7 protein-coding genes are annotated in these 21,127 nt (G+C 68.9%); 4 read left to right on the top strand and 3 right to left on the bottom strand.

The window, feature by feature from the left end:
* The first annotated feature begins 64 nt into the window (after positions 1–64).
* The gene (locus Vau01_RS12470) at positions 65–10,213 is read left to right on the top strand and encodes a Tc toxin subunit A-related protein (protein WP_203991158.1); all 10,149 of its coding nucleotides are present in this window, start codon (positions 65–67) and stop codon (positions 10,211–10,213) included.
* A 336-nt stretch (positions 10,214–10,549) separates the two neighbouring features.
* A complete protein-coding gene (locus Vau01_RS12465) occupies positions 10,550–11,770 on the top strand; it encodes a hypothetical protein (RefSeq protein ID WP_203991155.1) in 1,221 nt (406 codons plus the stop codon).
* Here the strand turns inward: Vau01_RS12465 and Vau01_RS12460 are convergent.
* The 3 genes from Vau01_RS12460 to Vau01_RS12450 all read right to left on the bottom strand — a co-directional run bounded on the left by Vau01_RS12460 (position 11,752) and on the right by Vau01_RS12450 (position 14,774).
* On the bottom strand, positions 11,752–13,596 hold the full coding sequence (locus Vau01_RS12460) for a trypsin-like peptidase domain-containing protein (protein ID WP_203991152.1): 1,845 nt from the start codon (positions 13,594–13,596) through the stop codon (positions 11,752–11,754). The genes Vau01_RS12465 and Vau01_RS12460 overlap by 19 nt on opposite strands.
* Positions 13,574–13,912, bottom strand: a complete 339-nt coding sequence (locus Vau01_RS12455; RefSeq protein ID WP_203991149.1) for a CU044_2847 family protein — start codon at positions 13,910–13,912, stop codon at positions 13,574–13,576. The genes Vau01_RS12460 and Vau01_RS12455 overlap by 23 nt, the downstream gene beginning before the upstream one ends.
* Before the next feature lie 289 nt (positions 13,913–14,201).
* Entirely contained in the window at positions 14,202–14,774 is a 573-nt protein-coding gene (locus tag Vau01_RS12450; RefSeq protein WP_203991146.1) for a hypothetical protein, read from the bottom strand.
* Positions 14,775–15,712: 938 nt separating this feature from the next.
* Here Vau01_RS12450 and Vau01_RS12445 point away from each other — a divergent pair.
* The gene (locus tag Vau01_RS12445) at positions 15,713–17,695 is read left to right on the top strand and encodes a hypothetical protein (protein ID WP_203991143.1); all 1,983 of its coding nucleotides are present in this window, start codon (positions 15,713–15,715) and stop codon (positions 17,693–17,695) included.
* A 404-nt stretch (positions 17,696–18,099) separates the two neighbouring features.
* Positions 18,100–21,120 (top strand): P-loop domain-containing protein, encoded by a 3,021-nt coding sequence (locus Vau01_RS12440; protein WP_203991139.1) that lies wholly within the window; start codon positions 18,100–18,102, stop codon positions 21,118–21,120.
* Positions 21,121–21,127: the final 7 nt, after the last annotated feature.

The following is a 21,127-nucleotide window of genomic DNA, read 5'->3' as shown; positions in this document are numbered from 1 at the left end:
TCCGCCGGCCGGACACCGACCGTTCTCGGCGCCCCTCGGGGTGACGGTTTGAGGAGCGTTGAGCGTGAGCGAGAGAACCGTATCGGGCTGGGCCCGTGACGACGATGGTCGACCGTTGCGTCGGTCGGTGGTACGAGCGTTCGCCGTGCGCCTTCGCGACGAGGAACCACTCGGTGACGCGACCACCGGCGCTGACGGCCGGTACACCATCGGCTATCCGGGGCCGGACGACGGCGCCCCGGACAGCCACGGCAACCTGCGCGTCGCGCTCATCGGGCCGGACGGCGCCGAGCTGGCGACCTCATCGATCCGTTACCGGGCCGACGCGTCGGAGACCGTCGACCTCGTGCTGCCCGTCGGCGCGAGCCCGGTCTCCGAGTACGAGCGTTATCTCGCCGATCTCGACCCGCTCCTGCACGGCGTCCGGCTCGCGGATCTCGGCGACGCGGACGCGGCGTTCCTCGCCGGCGACACCCGGATCCCACCGCAGCACCTCGGTGGCCTGATCGAGGCCGCGCGGCTCCAGGAACCGCGGCGCGCAACGCACGCCGACGCCGCGACGGCCGCTGCGCCGCCCGACCGGGCGCCGGCTCTGCCCGCCGCCGTGTGGTACGCCTGGCACCGGCAGGGACTCGACCTGACACCCGCCTCGTTGTGGCAACGTCCCGCCGATGAGCTTCTCCGGTCGATCGAAGCGGCCGTCGACCAGCGGCTCGTCCCAGTGGAACTGGCCGAACGCCTCGCCGAGCTGGGGGTACGGATCCGCGATCACCGCCTGGAGCACCACCTCGACACCCCGACTGGCCGAGGCCGAGGCTCGCTGCGCGATCTGCTCGCGACGCTGCCCGACCCGCCCGGTACGGCCGAGTCGCGCACCGTGGCGGAGGTGCTCGTCGACTGGCGGTCAGAGCCCGACCGACTCAGCGGCGAGCTCCAGCGTGCCGGCGTGGCGGGCCCACGCGCGGCGGCGGTGGTCCGCACCGTACGCCTGGACGAACTCACGGCAGGCAACACGGCACTGGTCGCCGGGCTACAGGACGTCGCGGGTGAGGCGGCAAACCTGCGCGGGCTCACCACTGTGCCGCCAGACGCCTGGGCCGACCTGGCCTACCGACACCCGCCGGCCCCCGACGCGACGACCCGCGGACCCGACAGCGAGCTGGAGTACGCGGCAACGGTGCGGGCGAAGGTCGAACAGCTCCACCCCACGGCGACGCTCGCCGCCCGACTCGCCGACGGGTCCGTGGAACTACCCGGCGCGGACGTCGGCCGGTTCCTGGCCGCCAACCCCGACTTCGACATCCTGACGAGCCCGCTCGACGGCCACCTGGACGCGGTGCCGGAGCAGGAACGCGCCTCGTTGGCCGCAACCCTGCTCGCCGTGCGCCGGTTGCAGCCACTGGCCCTCCGGTGGGAACACACCGCCGCTCTGGTGCAGACCGGGCTCGCTTCGGCCAGCGACATCGCCGGGCGTAGCACCGAGCAACTCGTCTCCCTCTTCGACGGTCGGATTCCGGCGGACGCCGTGCGGGCGATCCACGCCCGGGCGGCCACCCGAGAGCACACCACCGTGGCGGTGCTGGGGGCCCTACCCCGGTTCGCGCCGACCCCCGTGGCGGCCATGCCGTCCACTGCGCCGACGGCGGAACGGCTCGCCGGACACCCCAGCGCACAGTCCCTGTTCGGCTCGCTCGACGGCTGCGCCTGCGGACAGTGCCGGTCGGTCCTCAGTCCCGCCGCGTACCTGGTGGACCTGCTGGAGTTCCTGCGCCGCGACGTCCCACCGGCCTTCAGCGAGCTCCTGAACCGCCGACCCGACGTGGCCGACCTCGAACTATCCTGCGGCAACGGCGAGATCGTGCTGCCCGCGATCGACCTGGCGCTGGAGGTGCTGGAGAACGCCGTCGGGCTGCCACTGACCGTTGAGCTTCCGGCCGGTTCGGACGTGACGGCCGCGCTCGCCGGCGGCCCGTTGCCGGCCGCGGTGCTGGCGGTCCTGCGCCGGACCGCCGTCGACGTCGCGACCGACCTGCGGGCGGCGACGGAACCGGTGCAGTTGCAGCAGGAGGGATTCACCGCATGGACGGTCACCGACCGGTGGCGACGGTGGACGCTGCGCCAGAGCGACGAGAACCTGTACGTCACCGCGCCCGGTCACCCGCACCGGCTGCGCGACGTGCCGCGCGCCGGGCTCGACCTCGCCGCCACCGTTGCCGGCCTCGACGGTGGCATCCTGACCGGGGAACTCGACTCGCGCCTGCGGCCCCTGCTGGTCAACGACCCGCTCACCCGTGCGGCGATGGAACCGCTGACGGTCGTCCCGCTCACGGACGGCCGACGGTGGCGGGTCGCCTACCGGGTGCGGTTCACCGTCGCCGGTACCGGTGACGGACAGCTGACCATCAGCGCGTCGTCGGGCGCGGTACTCGTCGACCGGGTGTACTCCGCGCAGGGGGTCACCGCCACGAAGGAGGCACTCGTCGGTGGAACGGCGGGCGGGTTGCTCGCGACGCTCGTTCAGGCCGCGCCCTTGTACCTGGTCGAAGCCGGACCGGACGCGCAGACGTGGCAACTGAGCCGTCGCACGATCGAGACGGAGGTCAGATTTACTCCGGCGACGCTGACAGTCGCGGCGTTGACCTGCCAGAGTTCGCGTACCGACCCGGATCCGCTGGCCGTGCCGCAGAATCGCAACCCGGCCGCGTACGAGCGGCTGCGTGCCGGGGAGTTCCCGTGGGCGTTGCCGTTCGACCTACCACTGGCCGAGACCCGGGCGTTCCTGGACCGAGCCGGCCTCACCCGGCTGGAGCTGATGCAGCTGTGGCAGTCGTCGACCGCCCAGGCCGACTACCAGGTGGCGATGGAGCACCTCGGCCTGTCCGGGCGGGACCCGGACCTGATCACGACGCCGTTGGCGGAGCCGGTGCTCTGGCGGCAGTGGGGCGCCGAACCGGTGGGCGGTGTGTCCTACCTGTACGACGCCTCGGCGGGCGAGGTGGTCAGCGGGCCGCCCCTGACCGTTTTCGGCCGTCTCTCGCTGCTGTTGCAGCAGTCACGGCTCAGTCACCCCAACCTCCTGGACCTGCTCGACACCGCGTTCCTGCGCGGTTCGGGTGTCACCCCGATCGCGTTGCCCCCGCACGAGTGCCGGCCGAGCTCGATCCGCCTCGAGCCGGTGAATGTGGCCTTCTTCGACCGCTTGCATCGGTTCGTCCGGCTGTGGCGCGCGCTGGGTTGGAGCATCGCGGACGTTGACGCCGCGGTGACCGCGTTCGCCGAGGACGGCGCGCTCACCTACACGACGCTGTACCGGATCTCGCACCTGGTGAGGTTGCGCCGCGCGGTCGGCCTCGACGTCGACGAGCTGATCGACTGGTACGGCGGGATCGGCACCCGCGATCGCCGAAAGCACACCGACGACGACGGCACCGACCTGCCGGCGCGCTTCGACCAGCTGTTCGCCCACGCGGGTGTCGGCGTACCTGATCCGGACCTCGCCCTCAACGCGGCCCGGGACCGGCTCACGATCGAGACCACCACCGCGCCGGCGGACCTGCCGTCGCTGGACGTGAAACTTGACGTGATGGCGGCGGCGTTCGAAGTGCCGGGACCGGAACTTTCCGCGCTGCTGGACGGGCTCCCACTGCGGCACGGGGAGTCCCGCCCGCTGCCGCTGACGCTCGACTCGCTGTCGCGGCTGTACCGGGCGGCGCGGCTGGCCCGGGCGTTGCACCTGCGCGCGGCGGATTTCGCCCGGGCGGTGCGCCTGACCGGCATCGAACCGTTCCCCGTCGAGCCGGAACAGCAGCAGGCGGCGCAATCGATCCCCAACCCGCGGACCGCCGGCGAGTTCTGCGCGGCGGTGGAGGTGCTGCGTTCGACCGGCTTCTCGCTTGCCGAGCTGGCCTATCTGCTACGGCACGAGCCCGCGCCCGGGTTGGCGATCGCCCTGCCCGACGTGCGGGTGGCGGACATCCTCGCGGCAACCCGCGGCGCGCTGCACGCCGTCACCGACGACGTCGACCGGTCCACCACCCCGGATGATCGGCTGCGGGCCGCGTTGGTCACGCTCGGCTGGTATCCGGCACTCGTGTCCGATGTCGTCGACGATCTGGGCGTGGCGGGCGCACCGGATCCGGTGGTCGAAGCGCGGCTTCGGCGGCGGCTGCGCTGCGCCGTCCTGCCGGTTTTCGCCGCCACGACCGACAGCCTCGGCCCGTCCTTCACGGTGCCCGCCGGGCTGCGGGAGCGCTGCCGAGTCGAGCCGGCGGAGTCCGGCGCCGGCAGCCGCATCGTCGTGTCGGGCTGGGTGGACGCGCCCGACAAGGAGGCCCTGGCGGTCGCGTTGGATGTGACCACTCATCCCGCCAGGCGGACTGCCGTCGAGGCGTTGGGCGCGGACTCGGACAGCTACGTCGAAAGGGTGGCCCGGCGCCGTCTGCTCGGGGACGGCGAAATCACCGCGCTGCTGCACGCTGGCCGGACCGCCGCCGGCAGGTACGAGGAAATGACAGCCGCCATCGTGCGACACCGCCGGATCGCGGCGGCGGTGGACCGGTTGGCGCAGGAGACCGGCTTCACATCCGAGCTGGTCGGCGAGCTCCTGCTGGACCTGCTGGCCGTGCCCGGCACGCAAACGCCGGCCGTGCAGACCCTGCTCGATCCTGGGTTCGCCGACGTCGATGCGCGGGCAACACCCACCAGCGGAGCGCACCCCGTCGCGTTCGCCCTGGTTCGGCGGCTGCACAAGGCCGGGTTGCTCGCAGCCCGGTTCGGGGTGGACGCCCGAGCCCTCGCGGGACTGGCGGGCACCGGCCCGCTGCCGGCCGGACGGTCGGCGGGTCTGCTCGCGATCGACCTCAACCAGCTCCCCGGCGGATCCTCCGACACCGACACGGCGATCGGGTACCAGGCGCTGCACCGGACGGTGCTCTGGGCGCGGCTGCGCGCCCGCGGCCCGGACGCCCCCGCGCTGTTCGACGCGTACGCCGCCGCCGTGGTGGACGTCGATCGTCCGGTCGGGCAACGGCGGCAACGGGCCCTCGCCGTCCTGGCCGACGCCATCGACGTCGCGGAGCCGATGCTGGTCGAGGCGGCGGACCGGGTATTCCTCTTCGGCTTGACCTTCTACGACCCGGTCGGTGTCGCCGCCGTCCTCGACCTGGTGACCGCGTTGACCCGGCTGGGGATCGAGGCGGCGCAGGTGCCCGCCCTCCTCGCGGCGGGTGCACCGGCCGAGGGCGCGGCGCTCGCCCGCGGGCTGCTGCGGTCGCGCTATCCGGGCGCGGCGTGGACCGAGGTCGTGCGTCCAGTCGCGGACCGCCTCCGCGAGCGGCAGCGTGACGCGCTCGTCGACCAGTTGGTGTTCGCGCGCGGGCTGGACAGTCCGGACCAGCTCTACGAGTACTACCTGATCGATGTCCTTGTCGCGCCGTGCGCCGATACCACCCGGTTGTTGAGTGCCACGGCGGCCGTGCAGCTGTTCGTCAACCGTTGCCTCCTCGGTCTCGAACCGGCGGTACCGGCCGCGGCGGTGAACCGGCGGCGCTGGGACTGGATGCGCACCTACCGCACCTGGGAGGCGAACCGTCGCGTCTTCCTGTGGCCGCAGAACTGGCTGCATCCCGAACTACGCGAGGATGCCAGCGACGCCTTCCGCACCGTGGAGTCGACCCTCGGGCAGGGCGAGCCGTCCGCCGAGACCGCGCAGGCGGCGCTCGTCGCGTTCCTCGACGACGTGGTCGAACTGTCCCGGGTGTCCGTCGTCGGCATGTACCAGCACCGGCGCGGGTCGGGCGCCGGCGCGATCTCCGACCTCTACCTCGTCGGGCGTACGGCCGACCGGCCCTACCGATACTTCTGGCGTGTGTGCCAGGACATCGGCGGAGGTGGCACCCGCTGGCTCCCATGGCGGCGAATCGACCTCGACCTGCCCGGCACGCACGTGATGCCGTACGTGCTCGGCGGCGACCTGCACCTGGCGTGGCCGCTGTTCCGCCGCGACGAGACCGGGGGCGCGCCCGTCTGGCAGGTGCAGCTCAGCGTGGCGCGGCTCACCGCGAAGGGGTGGAGCGAGCACCTCGTCGGCCGCGACACCGTCGACGTACCGGTGCTGGTGAACAAGGACGAGCGGGGGACGTTCACCTTCACCTTGACGGTGTCGACCGAACCGCCCGCCGCCACGACCGTCACGGCGCTGCCGCTGACCAGCCGAGCCGTCCAGGAGGCGGCCGTCGTGAGCATGTACACGGCCGTCGATCGGGGCGAGAAAATCGTGCCCCGGCTGACCAGCGCGAGCGCCACGAACGACCGCCTGCAACTCTGGCTCACCGTGCGGGTGCTGGCGACCCGCGCGGACCTCCGACCGCCGACCTACTGGCGGGCGGGCGGCGCCGTCGTGTGGTTGACCGTCACGAGCGGCGCCGTCACGGCCAAGGCGAAGCTGGAGACCGGCAGCGCCGGGGAAGTGTCTGCGGTCATCGATGCGTCCTACTTCGCCAGCGGGCACTCCAACCCCGGCCTGGTGGTGCTCGCACTCGCGCCGGCTTTCTTCGCGGGCGACTTCACGCTCAGCGTCACCTACGGCACCGCCACCCAAACGTTCGTCTTCCCGAAAACCGCGGAGACGGTCGGCCAGGAGAAGCGGTGGTCAGTGGAAGCCGCCTTCACCCTGCCCGAGACCGCCGCGGCCCCACCGACGATGGTCGATCCGGAGCGTGCCGTCGGATGGGACCGGCAAGGCAGCTTCGTGGTCAGCGCCCAGAGCGGCATCGACTGGCAGCACGGGCGCGGTCCGAAGCTTCTCCGCAAGCTCACCCGCGGCATGATCTACGAGAACGGGGTACTGGCGAGGAGCGGCGACAGCGGCACACTGCTCGTCGGTATCGGGGCCCACCTGATGCAGGTGCGCGGAACGCCCGGCCGGTTCTTCGCACTTCCCGGCAATCCGCAGCAGGGTTCGGCAGTGGCGCAACTCGACGAGCGCGAGGCCGACGTACTCTACTACCGCGACGGTGCCGGCCAGTACTTGCTGCAGACCGCGCCGCAGTTCAAGTGGCGGATCACCACGGACGGGCTGCCGCTTGCCGTGCGGTTCCGCGCCGACGCCACTGACCTTGCCGAACTGTTCAGCCCGGCGACGCAGGCGATCACCGACGGAGGCAGCCTGCTGCGTGAGGTGCACCGGCCGCTCCCGCTGCCGCTACCCGGCTCGATCGTCGAGCAAGGCATCACCTTCGACCTGCGCTCACCGGCCGGCTCCTACCACTGGGAACTGTTCCTCCATCTCCCCGTCCTGGTTGCGGCACATCTGTCGGCGCAGCGGCGCTACGCCGAGGCCGACCGCTGGCTGCGGTTGGTCTTCGATCCCGCCGGCGAGCAGGCGCAGGGCGCCGGCGTCACCGACCCGAACCGGTTCTGGCAGTTTCTGCCGTTCCGCAGCGGAGGCCGGCCGGACCGGATCGAGGACCTGCTGCGGTGGCTGGCAGACCCGGACGACGATTTCCCCGGCCGGGCCGACTTCATCGCCCAGGTCACGCAGTGGCGCGACAGTCCGTTCCGTCCGCACGCGATCGCCCGGCTGCGCCCCGGCGCATACCAGTGGAACGTCCTGTTCGCATACCTGGACAACCTGATCGCCTGGGGCGACGACTGGTTCCGCCGGGACACCCGCGAGGCGCTCGTCGAGGCGACCGCGCGCTACGTCCAAGCGGCGCAACTGCTCGGGCCGCGGCCCCGACGCATCCAGCCGCAGCTTCAACCGCCGGCGTTGACATACCGCTCGATGGTCGGCCGATGGGACGCCTTCGCCGACGTCTGGTATTCGCTGGCCGATCACCCGCTCGTCGCGGCCCTGCAGGCCGCCATGGGAGGGCTCGCGGAACAAGGCGTCGCCGGCTCGTCCGAGGCGGACCAGGACGCCGCCGCCGCATTGCGTAGCACCGGTCTGACGTACTTCTGCGTGCCGCACAACGATCGTTTGCTGGACTACTGGGACGCGGTGGAAGACCGACTCTTCAAGATCAGACATTGCCAGAACATCGACGGCGTCGAACGACCGCTTCCGCTGTACCCGCCGCCGATCGACCCGGAGCTGCTCGTCCGCGCCGTCGCGGCCGGCGTGGACATCGACGCGGCGGTCGCGGCCATCGGTGCACCGCTGTCCCCGTACCGGTACTCCTTCTGGGCCGCGCGAGCCGCGCAGCTGTGCGGTGAGGTCCGCAACCTGGGCGGTGCCGTACTCGCGGCGCTCGAAAAGCACGACGCTGAACACCTCGCCCGGCTACGCACGGACCAGGAGGCGGCGCTTCTCGAACTCGTTCTGGAACTTCGCCGCAGCCAGGTCGAGGAGGCGAAAGCCAACGTCGCGGCGCTCGTCACGGCCCGCGAGACGGCCGCCAGCCGCTACCGCCACTTCCAGTACCTGCTCACCGGCGGGCAGGTGCACGAGCCCGCGGAGCAGTCACCGGTCGTCGAGGAACCGTCGCGGCTGCCGCTGGTGCCTTCCGCGAACCTGGATGCCGACGTCCGGGGACTCGGCTTGGTGCGAACCGAGGTGGACCAGCTCGGCTGGCAGGCCGCCGCCGGCACGTGGGCCGTCGCCAGCGGTGTCGCGAACACCGCCGCTGGGGTGCTGTTCTCGATCTCGGCGTTCAACGTGTTCATGCCCACCCTCTCCGGTCTGGGTCACGCCGCGAACGCGGTCGGCAGCTTTCTCGGTGCACTCTCCGGCAACGCCGACCGCCAAGCCACCAGAACCGGCGCGATCGCCGGCTTCCAGCGGCGGGTCGACGACTGGCGGCACCAGAGCAACAGTGCGCTGCGTGAGCTGGCACAGGTCGACAAACAGCTCGCCGCGGCTCGCATCCGGGTCGCCATCACCGAACATGAACTGACCAACCACCGGCGACAGATCGCCGACGCCCACGATGTCGCCGCGTTCATGCACGACAAGTACACGAACGAGCAGCTCTACACTTGGATGAGCGGACAGCTCAACGGCGCGTACTTCGCGGCGTACCAACTGGCCCTGGACATGGCCCGCCGGGCGGAACGGGCCATGCGCTTCGAGTTGTACCTGCCGCAGGCCAGTTTCATCCGAACCGGCCAATGGGACAGCCTGCGCCGCGGCCTGCTCGCCGGTGAACAGCTCACCCAGGACCTGCACCGGATGGACGTCGCGTACCTGGACCGCAATCTCCGCGAACACGAACTGACCCGACACGTGTCGTTACGCCGCATTGACCCCGTTGCCTGGCTGCGCCTACGGGCGACCGGCCGCTGCGACGTCGCTGTGCCGGAGCAACTCTTCGACGCGGACTTCCCGGGACACTTTCTGCGCCGGCTCAAGTCGGTCGGACTGACGCTGCCGTGCGTGGTCGGGCCGAACACGGCCGTGCACGCGAGACTGACCCTGCTCAGCAGTACGGTGCGACACCGGGCCGATGGCGGCGCCGGGTACGAGCGCGACCTCGATGCCGACGATCCGCGGTTCACTGACGATTTCGGCCCGGTGGAGTCGGTGGTGACGAGCGGCACCGTCGATGCCACCGGAGTGTGGGAGCCCAACCTCCGCGACGATCGACGGCTGCCCTTCGAAGGCAGAGGGGCAATCTCCACCTGGCGAGTGGAGTTGCCCGCGAGCTATCCGCAGTTCGACCACGACAGCATCGCTGACGCCATACTCACCCTGCGCTATTCGGCTCGCGACGGCGGCAGCCGGCTGCGGGACGTCGCAACCGAGGCGCTCAACACCGCCTTCGCCCGGTTCGTCGACCAGCCGCTGGCCGCGGTGGTCAGCCTCCGGCACGACTACGCGTCGGAGTGGGCCCGCTTCACCGCGCCAGGAACAGGATCGCGCAGCGCCACCTTCCCCATCACCATGGACCGGTTCCCGTTCATGTTCTCCCGCCGACACGTCACCGTACGCAGCCTCGAGATCCTCAGCGCACCGGTCGTGGGCGAAAGCCTGACGGCCGGTCCAGCACTCACGGCGGTTCCGGTCCGTGAGGGCGATCCCCAGCCCGCCGTTACGGCGACCGCGGCGGCACCGATCGGCTCGCTTGTCCGGACAGCGGTCGACGAACTCGAGGTCGAGGTCGCGGCGTCTGACGCCGCCGCCGGCTGGACGCTGACGGCACCGGAAGCTGTGCGGACCGCGCTGCGCGACGTAACCCTCGTGCTGACCTACACCGCGTCGGCTGTGACCCCTTGACCGCCCAATCAAGGGATCTACGAGTGGCCGTTCCGCCATCAAGGAGCTTCGGAGCGTGACGGTCGCGTCATGGCATCCCTGCTGGCGAACGGCGATGAAGTGCGGGTTCGTGTCCCTGGCAGGAGCCAGACCAGCCCTGCATCCACCGGTTCGGCTGCGGAATTATGTCAGTTTGGTGCAATCCGACGCAGGACTCGCGGATCGAAGCCGACAACCTGGTCCCGTCTAACCTCCCAAGCCACCGCGCTACGCCGCGACCTGGCTGCGGTCGCCGCCTGTTGCCGATCAGCCAATTCGGCACTGTCGCCCGGTGCGTGGTTCCCTACGCTGGGTCGTATGTCCGAGATATCGGCCGACTATGCGGGTGAGCACACCGCGGCCTGGGGAAACTCGGCGCTCGACGCGCGTCTTATGCACGCCAGCGACGGCCCCCGGATGGCACTCGCGGCGAAGGTGACGCAGCTAATCGAGGCGACCTACCACGCGGCATCGGCGGGTGACTTTGACGCCGCTGCGGCGATCCTGCACAACCAGCTTTATCGGGGGCCTAGGGCGGAGCTGACCAGCGTGCTTGGCCGCTACGAGGCGGCGCTGGACCTGCTTCGACAGTTCTATCCGCTGCGCGACGTCACATTGGATCCGCGCACGGGCGACCCGCAGTCCCGGCGCTGGCTGATGCACGAGACGGCCGTCTGTCTGCACGCCCTCGGTGAAATGGAACAGGCGACGGCACTGGCGTTCCGGGCGGCCAACGCGGCGATGGTGGTGGGCGACCCTCACAACGCCGCGATCACCTACCACAACCTCGCTGAGACCCATTTGGCGACGGGCGCGCTGGCCAGCTGCCTTGCCAGCGCCGATACCGCCCTTCGCTTGTCCGGGCAGTCCGGCGACCGGGAGGACGCTCTGGTCGCGTACACCCTCACCGGCTATGTGAGCGACCTGACCGACGATCGCGTCGGCGCTCGGCGCTCGTACGAGGCAGCGCTGCGGATCGCCGTCGAGGAGACCTCTGTCCCGATGCTGTACAGCCTGAGCGGCATTCGCTATGCATTGCACCTGCTCTACACAGGGCACCTTGCCGAAGCGTTCCGGGTATCGCTCGCTAACTTGGATTTTTGCCGGGAGCAGGGCTGGACCTCTGACGTCGCGCTGGTGCTGTCGCAACTTACGGTCATCCCGTCGGACGTCGTCCCGCACGAGGTGCGGCGATGGTCCGAGGAGTCGGTGGACATGGCGCGATCAGCGGGAAGCAAACAGGTGCTGTCCGAGGTGCTGCTGGCGCAGGCGCAGTACGCGAACGCCCAGGACATGCCGTCCGCGGCGTTGGTCGCGGCGAGCGAGGCGATGACGATCGCGCAGTCATACGGACTGCGTCGCATGGAGACGGACGCACGTGTGTGCCTGGCGTCGGCGTACGCGGCGCAGGGAAATATGACCAACGCAAGGGCGGAGGCTCACCTAGCGCGCGACCTGGCCGGTGGTCTGGGCTACAGCAGGGCACACGATGTGGCGGAGAATCTGCTCCGCGGGGAGGGTCAGACGCCAATCGCGTAGTAATGGTTGGCCAGCAGGCGATGGGCGGCGATCAGGTACTCCGCCGGAGCCTTGCGTAAACGCGTCCGGTAAAGGTTTCGCAGGACCGGGTGAGGGATGAAACCGGCGGTGCTTTCCCGCACCGCCGCCGACCGGAGTAGATCTCCTAGGGCCGAGGGAGCAGCTGGGATGTGCCCCGTGCCGGCGAGCCGGGCGAGAATTCTAGACAGCACGTCCGCCGGCAGCGGGCCACGCGCCAGCGCCAGAACCTCCAGGGCAGCGCGATCGGCCTGGGACCGGCGCTCCTGGATCGCCTCGCCGATAGCCAGTAGCCGGTCAGCGAATGAACCATCCGCGGAGCCCAGGGGAAGATCTCCGGCGAACCGAGCGTCGCCCAGGTGGCGGGTGCGAAGATAGATTGCGACCGCTGTCAACGCCTGCGGATGCCCGCCCCAATCGGCGACGATGCTGTGCAGCGTGGCCTCGTCGCCGTGCACCCCATTCATCGTCAGCAGGCGCATGCCCTCGTCCGCGTTCAGCGGCTCCACGGCCGCGAACACGACCCCCGGGACGTTCTCAAGCTCCGGAAAGGGCAGGTCACTGGTCAGGATCGCCAGCGTCCGCTGATCAGCGGAAATTAGGTAATTGACGAAGTCCTTGATGCCGCTGTGCTGGAAGCAGCCGTAAAGATCGCCGCTCTCCATTTGGTACGAGGAGAGGTCGTCCAGCACGATGATGACCCGCGGTACGGTCTGCAGGAGGTACGCCGCCAGATTCGCTTTCGCCGCGGAGGACGGGATCGTGGCGCCTTTTAGCGCCCCGCCGGAGAGGTGCCCGATCAGCGCGACCAGGAAGTCGTCCTCCTCTTGCTTCGCCGGGTCGAACGTCCACCAGAACACCGACGGCCCGTCTGCCTCGTCGTTGGCGCCGATCTTGCCGAGCCACTGCCGTACGAGGCTGGTCTTGCCGATGCCGGACGGCCCAAACAGTCCGGTCAGCTTGCAACCCGGATCCGCCCACGCCTCGGTGAGGAACGTCAGCAGCGACTCCCGCCCCACGTAGGCGCCGAGATGGCTTGGCGGCTCGTTGAGGACCGGCTGCTGGTCAAGGGTGGCCTCGGTGGTCGGCGGCATGACGAGGCCCTGATGGAGCACCGGTTGCGCGACGTGCCCGAGTGGAACTGACGTCGTAACAATGGTGTCGGCCAGCGGGGAGTGGGCGAGCAGGCCGGCGTCCACAGCAAAGGCGAGGTCCCGATCCTTCGGCGACTCGCCTGGTTCCCAGACACGGAACACGAAGCCGATCACGAGATTGCGCGCGATGTCCAGGACGGCCGACCCACTCATGCCGGAGTCGAGCTGCGCCGATGTGAGCTGGAGAGGCTCGTACAGATAGTTGCGCTCAGACGGGACATGAGCGTCAACCAAGCCACGTGCCATCAGGCCCTTGGTGTAGTCGCCACGCAGTCGGAACCCCCAGCTTTGGAACGGTTGCCCATCCGCATCCTCGCCGGCAGGACCGCAGATACCAACCCGCTCGGGTGGCACCGGTCCGCCGGCCAGCTCTAAAACAACCAAGTCGTCGTCGTGGTCGAGCGGATGCCAGATAACCTTGGCGAGTCGGTCGATGGCCGGATGCAGCGGGGTCTGCGGTAGGCGTACGAGAACATCATCGCCGTGCAGCTCTCGGGGATCGACACCGCACGCCTCGACTACGTGCGCACAGGTGACAGCGAGGCCGTCCGCCGAAACGAGAACGCCGGTTCCGGCCGCTTCCCCGGTGTGCGCGTCGCGGACCTCGACCGTGATTTCCCGAAGACGTTGCCTACGAATTCCCGTTGTCTTCATCGTCGGACCAGAGGAGGGTCACCACGAGATGAGCCTCGACTTTCGTCTTGGCGATCAGGGCGCCCGCCTCGGCGTCCATCTTGATGCCGAACTCGACCTGAATATTGCGCGGCCGGCGGATCATTCCGCCCACCGTGGTGTTGACCCGTTCGGCGAGGTTGTGGATCGACGCCATGGCGGCGTCCACTGCGTCGGCGGAGCGGGCAGCGAGCGCTTCGGGCCGGGAGGTGACGTTCTTGAGACCGGCGCGTGGCCCGAAGTCGACGAGGAGCCGGGTCTGCGATGAGGGGTGGGATGTGTCGAGGGGTTGATCCACGTCATCACTCCAGATGTTCGGCGAAGACCATCACACAAATCTTCAGCAGCCGCCCAGACACCAGACAGTGAGGCACCCCGAAACGGAGTACTGAGGGAGATGCCCTTCGGCCTGGACAGGGGAGATTTGATCGCACCGATCGGCACGCGCCTCCCCGGTGACGAGTGAAGCAGAATTCATCCGATGCATATGACCATCCTGCGACGAAGGACAAATATATGTTCGGGCAGAGTTCCAGATCATCGATTGAGGCAGAACTCAATTCTGACATTCTGGCACGTCGATCGGACTAGCGGTTGCACAGGCTTCGGTATGCTTCATGATCGTCGATGGGTCCGAGCTTGCCGTTGTCGGTTCCTGGTAGTGCATCCCAGATCTGCTGATAGGGCGTGTAAGTCTGACCCGGGCGGGGACAGTTGTATCCGGTCACGCGGAACGGCCGCCCTTCGTCCTTCACCTCAACGACCCCTCGCTGACCGTTGACGACGTAGTCGATGCTCACGCCGAATGACACCGACCACTTCTCGACGCTGATGGCGAGTAGCAGCACGTCGTCATCGGACTGATTCAACGTCAACGTTCGATTCTGGAAGAATGGCTGTCCGGCACCTCCGGTGTCGCTGTACTCCTTTGCGACGGGAACCGGCTCGTCTAGATCGAAGGTCATCTTGAAGGTCTTCTCGTCGGCACCGGTCGGATAGGCCACCAGTGTGTGGTTGATGGGCGGCTCCCGCTTGATGTTGCTCAGGCGCACGTCGGAGACGCGGATCGGCACGTTGCCCACGGCTTGCAGGCTGATCTGCAGGACGACCGAACCGGCGTAGTATCCGCCGACCTCGCGGAGCCGCTTCTCGAGCGCCACACGAGATCCGAGTCCGGGTATTCGGTGTATTGCCGTCGGCTTTCGGGGTCGAGATCGCCTGGCAGAGCGATCCTCGGTCCTTCCACCATGAAGGCGACGTTTGCCCGCAACTGAGGGGAAGGCTGCGAGGTCCCGGCACCGGGCTGTGAGATTCCGCTACCCGGCTGGGGAACGGCTGGGGTCGCCGCGGCGGTGGACTGTGGACGGTCGTCCACCGGATCGCTCACCGGATCGCCCGACAGCGAACCAGGCTCGGCCAGAAACCAGAAGCTCACTCCCGCGAGAACGACGACGGTGACGACCACGCCGGCCAGGATGGCGCGCCGCTGTCGCCAGCGATGCACGGCGAACAGGATGGCGATCGTCAGCCCGATGAGAATGAGCGCGAGAGCCATGCCGGAGCGACTCAACGCGGCGACCGCCGCGACGATGCCGCCGAGTCCTACTCCGATGTCAGGACCCGGCCGCCAGCCCGGCGTACCAGCGTCGCTCTCGGGCTGGGACGTCGCGTCGTTCTCGCCATCCGTGTGAGCGGTTCGGTCTTCGGTCGGCCGCTCGGACGGGCCGTTCCGCCCGTTCTCTGGAGCGGGCCCTTGGTGACCTTGAGCTGGCGAATCTGTCACGGAGGGTGAGAGTAGGGTCCGGATCGAGCCAGGGGAATCCCCGGATGGACGCAATTGGTCCACTGACCGGTCGGCGCTGGCTGATCCGGCCACCTCCGTTCAGGCGGGTGGCGCGACGCGATCGGTCACCAATCCGGTTCGAACGGACACTCTGAGTCGTCGCGACCTCCCCCTAGCGGCGGCGGTGCCTAACCTCGGCCGGACCGGACAACGCAGACCGGGGAGGGCGCCGTGAGGAACATGGGTCGACGTCTCGCCTGGCTGGGACGGCGCCGCAGCTTCGTCATCACGGCGGGCGTTGCGGCGGTCCTTCTCGTGGCCGGGCTGGCCGTCGTGGCGCGGCTGCACAAAGTGCCGGAGGCGATTAGCCCGCAACTGAATAGCGGCGGCGGTCTGGTCTGGAGTGGTGACGGCGCGGTCGGCGTGCGCGTGCCGCCCGGCGGGGTGAGCGAGCCGACCCGGGTCCGGTTCCGCAAGCCCGCGACCGATCCGCCCGAGTCGCCCATGTCGGCATTGTTCGACGTGCTCGTGCCGGCAGTCGACATCGTGCCCACCCACCCGATCGCCACCGCTGACGTGGTGTTCAAGCTCGATCCTGCGGTGGTGCCGTCCGTTGCCACTGGGCCGGATGGCAAGCCGCAGCGCAACGTTGCGGGCGCTGGCGTCCAGGTGTTCAACGAGACGCTCGGCACCTGGGTGACCATTCCGTCGTCGGTGCAGAACGGCACCGAGTTGGTGGCGCATGCACCGCACTTCAGCATTTTTCGCGCGATCTGGACGAAGGTCGGCGAGCTGGTCGTGGACGCCGGGCGAGCGGTCAAGGTCGTGATCGATACAACGGTCAAGGCCGTCGATGTGCTGTGGCGGACGGGACTGAGTCTGATCACCACGTTCCTCAACGGCCTGGCGGGCCGGATCGACGAATCGAAGTACCGCTGCGACCCGGTGAATGACGAGTACTCGGTACGGGTCACCGACGACACGCGCCAGGGGCAGTTGCGGGCCTGTGTTGTCAAGCAGGACAACGGCGTCGACAAGCTGCTCATCCGCAACGGCCTCGCTGTTCCGATGCGGTTCTCCGCCAGCGGCGTCGCCGGTGTCACCCCCAATTTGGTGACCGGGGACCTCGACCTGGTGTCCGTCGCGCGTAACCTGATCGGGCTGATGACCAACGACGTCGCTGCATCGGGGCTCGACGTGGCCGGCTTCGATGTCGTCGGAGCGCCACCGCGACAGTTCACAGTCAAGGGCGAGCTGTCCTGGGAGTCGGCCGTGGTCGACCTCACCATGGCGCTCATCACCGTGCTCCTGCCCGCTGGCAAAGCCGTCACCGTGGAGTACCGCGCGGTGCTGATCAAGGTGCAGGAACGGCTTGCTCTGGAGGTGGGCAAGGGAGCCGTCCGGCTGAGCTATCAACGGATCGTCGAGACGGTGGAGCTGGTGGCGAGGGTGGAGATGAAGGCCTCCCCGACGGTGGTCAACCGGGCGATGGCGGTCGTCCAGGCGGTCGACTGCGCATTGAACATCGGCCGCAAGCTCATCGTCCATGACTGGCACGACCTGCCGGGTCAATTCGTTGACGCGGCCCGAACCTGCCTCATCGACGCGGTCGTCACCAAGTACAAGGTCGGCGAGGGTGGCGACATCGTCGAGTTGCTGAAGAACATCGCCCAGGAGGGCAAGCAGCTACCGGCAATTGGCCAACTCGCCGCCATCGGCGTCCTGAACTACTTCACCGGCACCAACGTCGCCCGCGTCGCGTTCGACGTGTCCAAAGCCGATCCGTTGCTGCCGAGCAGCCAGCGGCTGGTCCAGATGGGAGCCTGCAAAGCCGCGTGCCGGATCACCGGCCAGGTCGACTTCGATCATCCCACGTGGGGACCGAGCCGGCTGCTCACCACCACCTCGTTGAACGAGATCGACCGCGAGGCGAACATCGTCGTGCTGGACGCGACCGGCAGGATGCGATGGCATCACTGGGGCGGCGACTGGTTCGAACTCGCCCCGGCCCAGCCGGCCCGCGACAAAACCGGGCACATCTTCCTCAACTACAACCCCGGCCGGTACAACGGCGTCATCGTGCTGCGGCCGTCGCCGCAGGGGTTCGACAACTTCGAGTCCCTGCCACCGGAGAACGACTACCAGTCCCGCTTCTACAGCGCCTCGCTGCAAGACGAGAACGGTGACGGCACATACGAGATCGACAGCGCCATCAACGACTGCGACCCGAATTGTGCCGAGGGAACGATCAACCACAAGATTTACAGGTGGAACGGCAGGACATACGCGACGGTATAGGACGGCAGTCGCGGCTGGAGTGTGGGTTCGAATCACCGAACTCGACGGACCGCGAACTGCGCTCGATATCCGGATCAAGCGTTTCCGCAGCTGAACGGCCTCGATGGTCGAGCGTTCAGGTGTGGGTTCGGTGCCTCGGCAGGAGCCAGAGCAATCCTTGACCGCCAGCCAACACGCCTGACCTGCCGTGTCGGCCTGCCGTGACTGACGCGGGTACACCCGCAAGGCGGGCAATTGGGGGGCACGGTCAACGGCCTGCATCACGGCGCTCCGGGCACCTGATGCCAGGTCTGAGCTCCTCGCTGTTGCCGTCCCCTTGTCGTATCGGCGACCTACCGCCGTGTGCCCACGCGATCGGGGAGCAAGCTGAAGGTTTCCGGACCCGTCCTGGTAGGAGGCAAGCCATGAACCCGTTTAGTGCTGTGCCGGCGACCGCCCAGGACGCGGCCAAGGACTTCTCCGGGCGCGAGTGGATCCTGCAGACCATCGACGACTGGCTGACCTACGGCACTGAGCGCTTTCTGCTGATCGCGGGCCGGCCAGGCTGGGGCAAGACCGCCCTGGCGGCCTGGCTGGCGGGTGCCGGCCCGACGCCTACCAACCTGGCCGCGGCGGAGATCCTCACCCGCCTGCGCGGCAGATGGGACGCGGTGCACTTCTGTGTCGCCCGCGGGCAGAACGGATCGGTGCGCCCCGACCAGTTCAGTCGGGACCTGGCCACGCAGCTGGCCCGGGACCCCGCCTTCGCCGGCGCCCTGCTGGACGAGCTCGCTCCCGGATCCACGGTGGCCCACCAGCAGGTACAGGTCAATTTCGGTACGGTGATCGGCAACACCGTGGAGCGGTTGATCACCACCCAGATCGATGCCGAGGACGTGTACAACCGGTCGATCCGGCAGCCGCTGCGGGCGATGGCGAACTGGACTCCCGAGCTGTCCAAGGTCATTCTGGTGGACTCGCTGGACGAGGCCCTGACCGTTTCCGGCACCAACATCGTCTCGTTGATCGGCGGCTCCGAGGACTTCCCGCCAGGTGTTCGATTCGTTCTGACCAGCCGCGAGGATCTGCGGGTCCGCGACGCGCTGCGCGACGTCCGGCGCCTCAACCTGGATGACGTTCGCTATGCCCGGCAGGGCCGCCGGGATCTGGAGAAATACATCGCCGGACGGCTCGAACCCGGCCCGGCGCGTGAACTGGCGAACAAGGCGGACGGCAACTTCCTGTACGCCAGCTGGGTGCTCGACGAACTGGCGACGAAGGGGCCGGGGAAGCAGACGATCAGCGCGTTGCCCCGTGGACTGCCAGGCTTGTACAACGGTTATCTGGACCGGCTGCTTCAATCCCAGGGCAACGCCTGGGTCCAGCGCTACGAACCGTTCCTGGGCTGCCTGACCGTCGCGGCGCCGGTCGCGCCTCGCACCAGTCTGCCGCGCTGGCTGAACTGGCGTACCGCGGTCCTGACCTCAGTACGGCGAGACCTCAATCAGTTGATTGAGGAGGTGGCCGTTCCGGAGGAGGGCGAGCAGGGCTATCGGCTCTACCACCGTTCGATGGTCGAGTTTTTGTGCGCGGAGACCTTCGACGACGGTTTCGGCGAGCGGGACAACGACCACTACATCGATCCATTCGACCAGCACGACCGGATCGCGACCCACTACCTGAGTCTCGCTGGCTCGGGCTGGTCCTCCTGCGACCTCTACGGCCTGCTGCGGCTGGTGCATCATCTGAATGCGCGGGTGCGGAACGCCGCTGGCCGGCCGGAGGCGAACCTCGTCGCGGATCTGTACCGGGTGGTCTTGGACCCCCGCTTCCGGGATGCTCAGCTCGCCGGTCTGGGCGCCATTCACCGCACGGTGGACGACCTGCGGAGCACGCTGGAGGTCGCGCTCGACCGCATGTCGCGGATCGACGTTGAGCCGGCACTGCGCTGCGCCGCCGAGTTCCGGCGGCTGACCACCGGCGAAAGCTTGACCCGGGAGGTCTATGCGGCGGCCACGGCGGGCGACATCCGGCTCGCGCGGCGCAAGATGCTCCACTACACGGCGGGACCGAACGCTTCGGCCGCCTGGAACGACATCCTGCAGCTGTACGTGGCCTGGGAGGCGGCCGAGAACGGGTCCGTAGAGGACGTCGGCGAGCTGATCGCCATGACCACGGCCTGCTTCCCAGAAATCAGCGACGCCATCCTGGCCCGCATCGCGCTGGCCGTCGGGCGTACCGGGGCTGATCCGGCCGCTTTCCTCGCCGAGTTCCGCCCGCCCGAGCAGGCGCTCTCGCTCCTCCAGCAGTTCACGCTCGCGCAACCCCTGCCGAGCGAGGAGCTTGGCACCGTGCTCGACGGCGCCCGGGACGGCGTGGACCGGATCGAGCAGGCCACCAGGAACCGTGACGCGGAGCCGACCGAACCCGCCGGGGCGTTTCCCGGCGACTGGACCGGCAATCCGGAGTCAGTCGCGTACGAGGCTCGGATAGTGGCGTTCTCGCTGGGTGACACGCTGGCGCACCAGGAAGGGCAATGGCTTGCCCAGAAGACGGTCACTCTGATCGAGAGCAACCCGTACCCCCGCTACCGGGATATCGCGCTCGCTGCGCTCGGTGCTGTCGTGTTGCGCGCGCCCGACCGCGACTGGGCCCGCCGCCAGCTGCAACGCATCATCCGCGCCGGGCTGGACGACGAGGGCATCACCTTCACCTTCGACCTGCCCGCCCTGCTTCTCGCGGAATGCGAGAGCCGCGCTGTGCCGGTTCCCCAGCTGCGCGATTATCTCGGCACGGGGCTCAACGCCACGGACCCGTGGGGCACGCGCCTGCGCGCGCTGAGCGCCGGTGCCGCGTCGACCTTCCGCTCGGGAAAGAGCGACGAAGCCGTCGACCAACTCGTCGCAGCGTCGGCCGAATCCGTCACCTACTCCGGGTACGGCGTGACCGCCACCCTCGCCCTCATCGACCGCTGCCACGAATTCGGCAGCGGCCCGCTGGCCGACCAGCCGCGCTGGGGGCCCGATCGGCAGCAGACCCTGCCGCAGTTGGCTGCGGCGTTCGCCGAGCGGGTTTACGACCCAGATTTCCGCACCGACCGGATCGCCCTCGTTGAGCTGCACCGGCAGTGGTGCCACGGACCGGTCCCGACCGCTGACCAGGCTCATGAGCGGCTGTCGCGGATGACCGACCTGGACACCCGCGCGGCGTACCGTCACCACGTCGCTGCCCGCTGGAGTGCCGCCGGCACCGCTACTGCGGCTCGCCGGGTCGCGAGCCTCGTGCCCTCCGCCCTGTTCGACAGCACCGGCCTCGACGCGCTCCTCGCCCAAGCCATCGGCTTCGACCTACGCGAGCGGCCGCAGGCGGAGGTCGAGGCGATCGCTGCGGTAGTCGCGGATTCGTTCACCACCGGCCGGCCCTGGACTTTCGGCCGATGGCGCTGAGCTTCCG

The sequence above is a fragment of the Virgisporangium aurantiacum genome, assembly GCF_016863635.1.
GTDB lineage: Bacteria > Actinomycetota > Actinomycetes > Mycobacteriales > Micromonosporaceae > Virgisporangium > Virgisporangium aurantiacum.
Note: the sequence above shows the minus strand (reverse complement) of the source record. Positions and strands in the feature narration are given on the sequence as shown.

Coding starts and splice junctions, on each gene's coding strand:
- Vau01_RS12460 (WP_203991152.1), bottom strand. CDS start 13,596: ATGAAGACAACGGGAATTCGTAGGCAACGTCTTCGGGAAATCACGGTC.
- Vau01_RS12440 (WP_203991139.1), top strand. CDS start 18,100: ATGAACCCGTTTAGTGCTGTGCCGGCGACCGCCCAGGACGCGGCCAAG.
- Vau01_RS12465 (WP_203991155.1), top strand. CDS start 10,550: ATGTCCGAGATATCGGCCGACTATGCGGGTGAGCACACCGCGGCCTGG.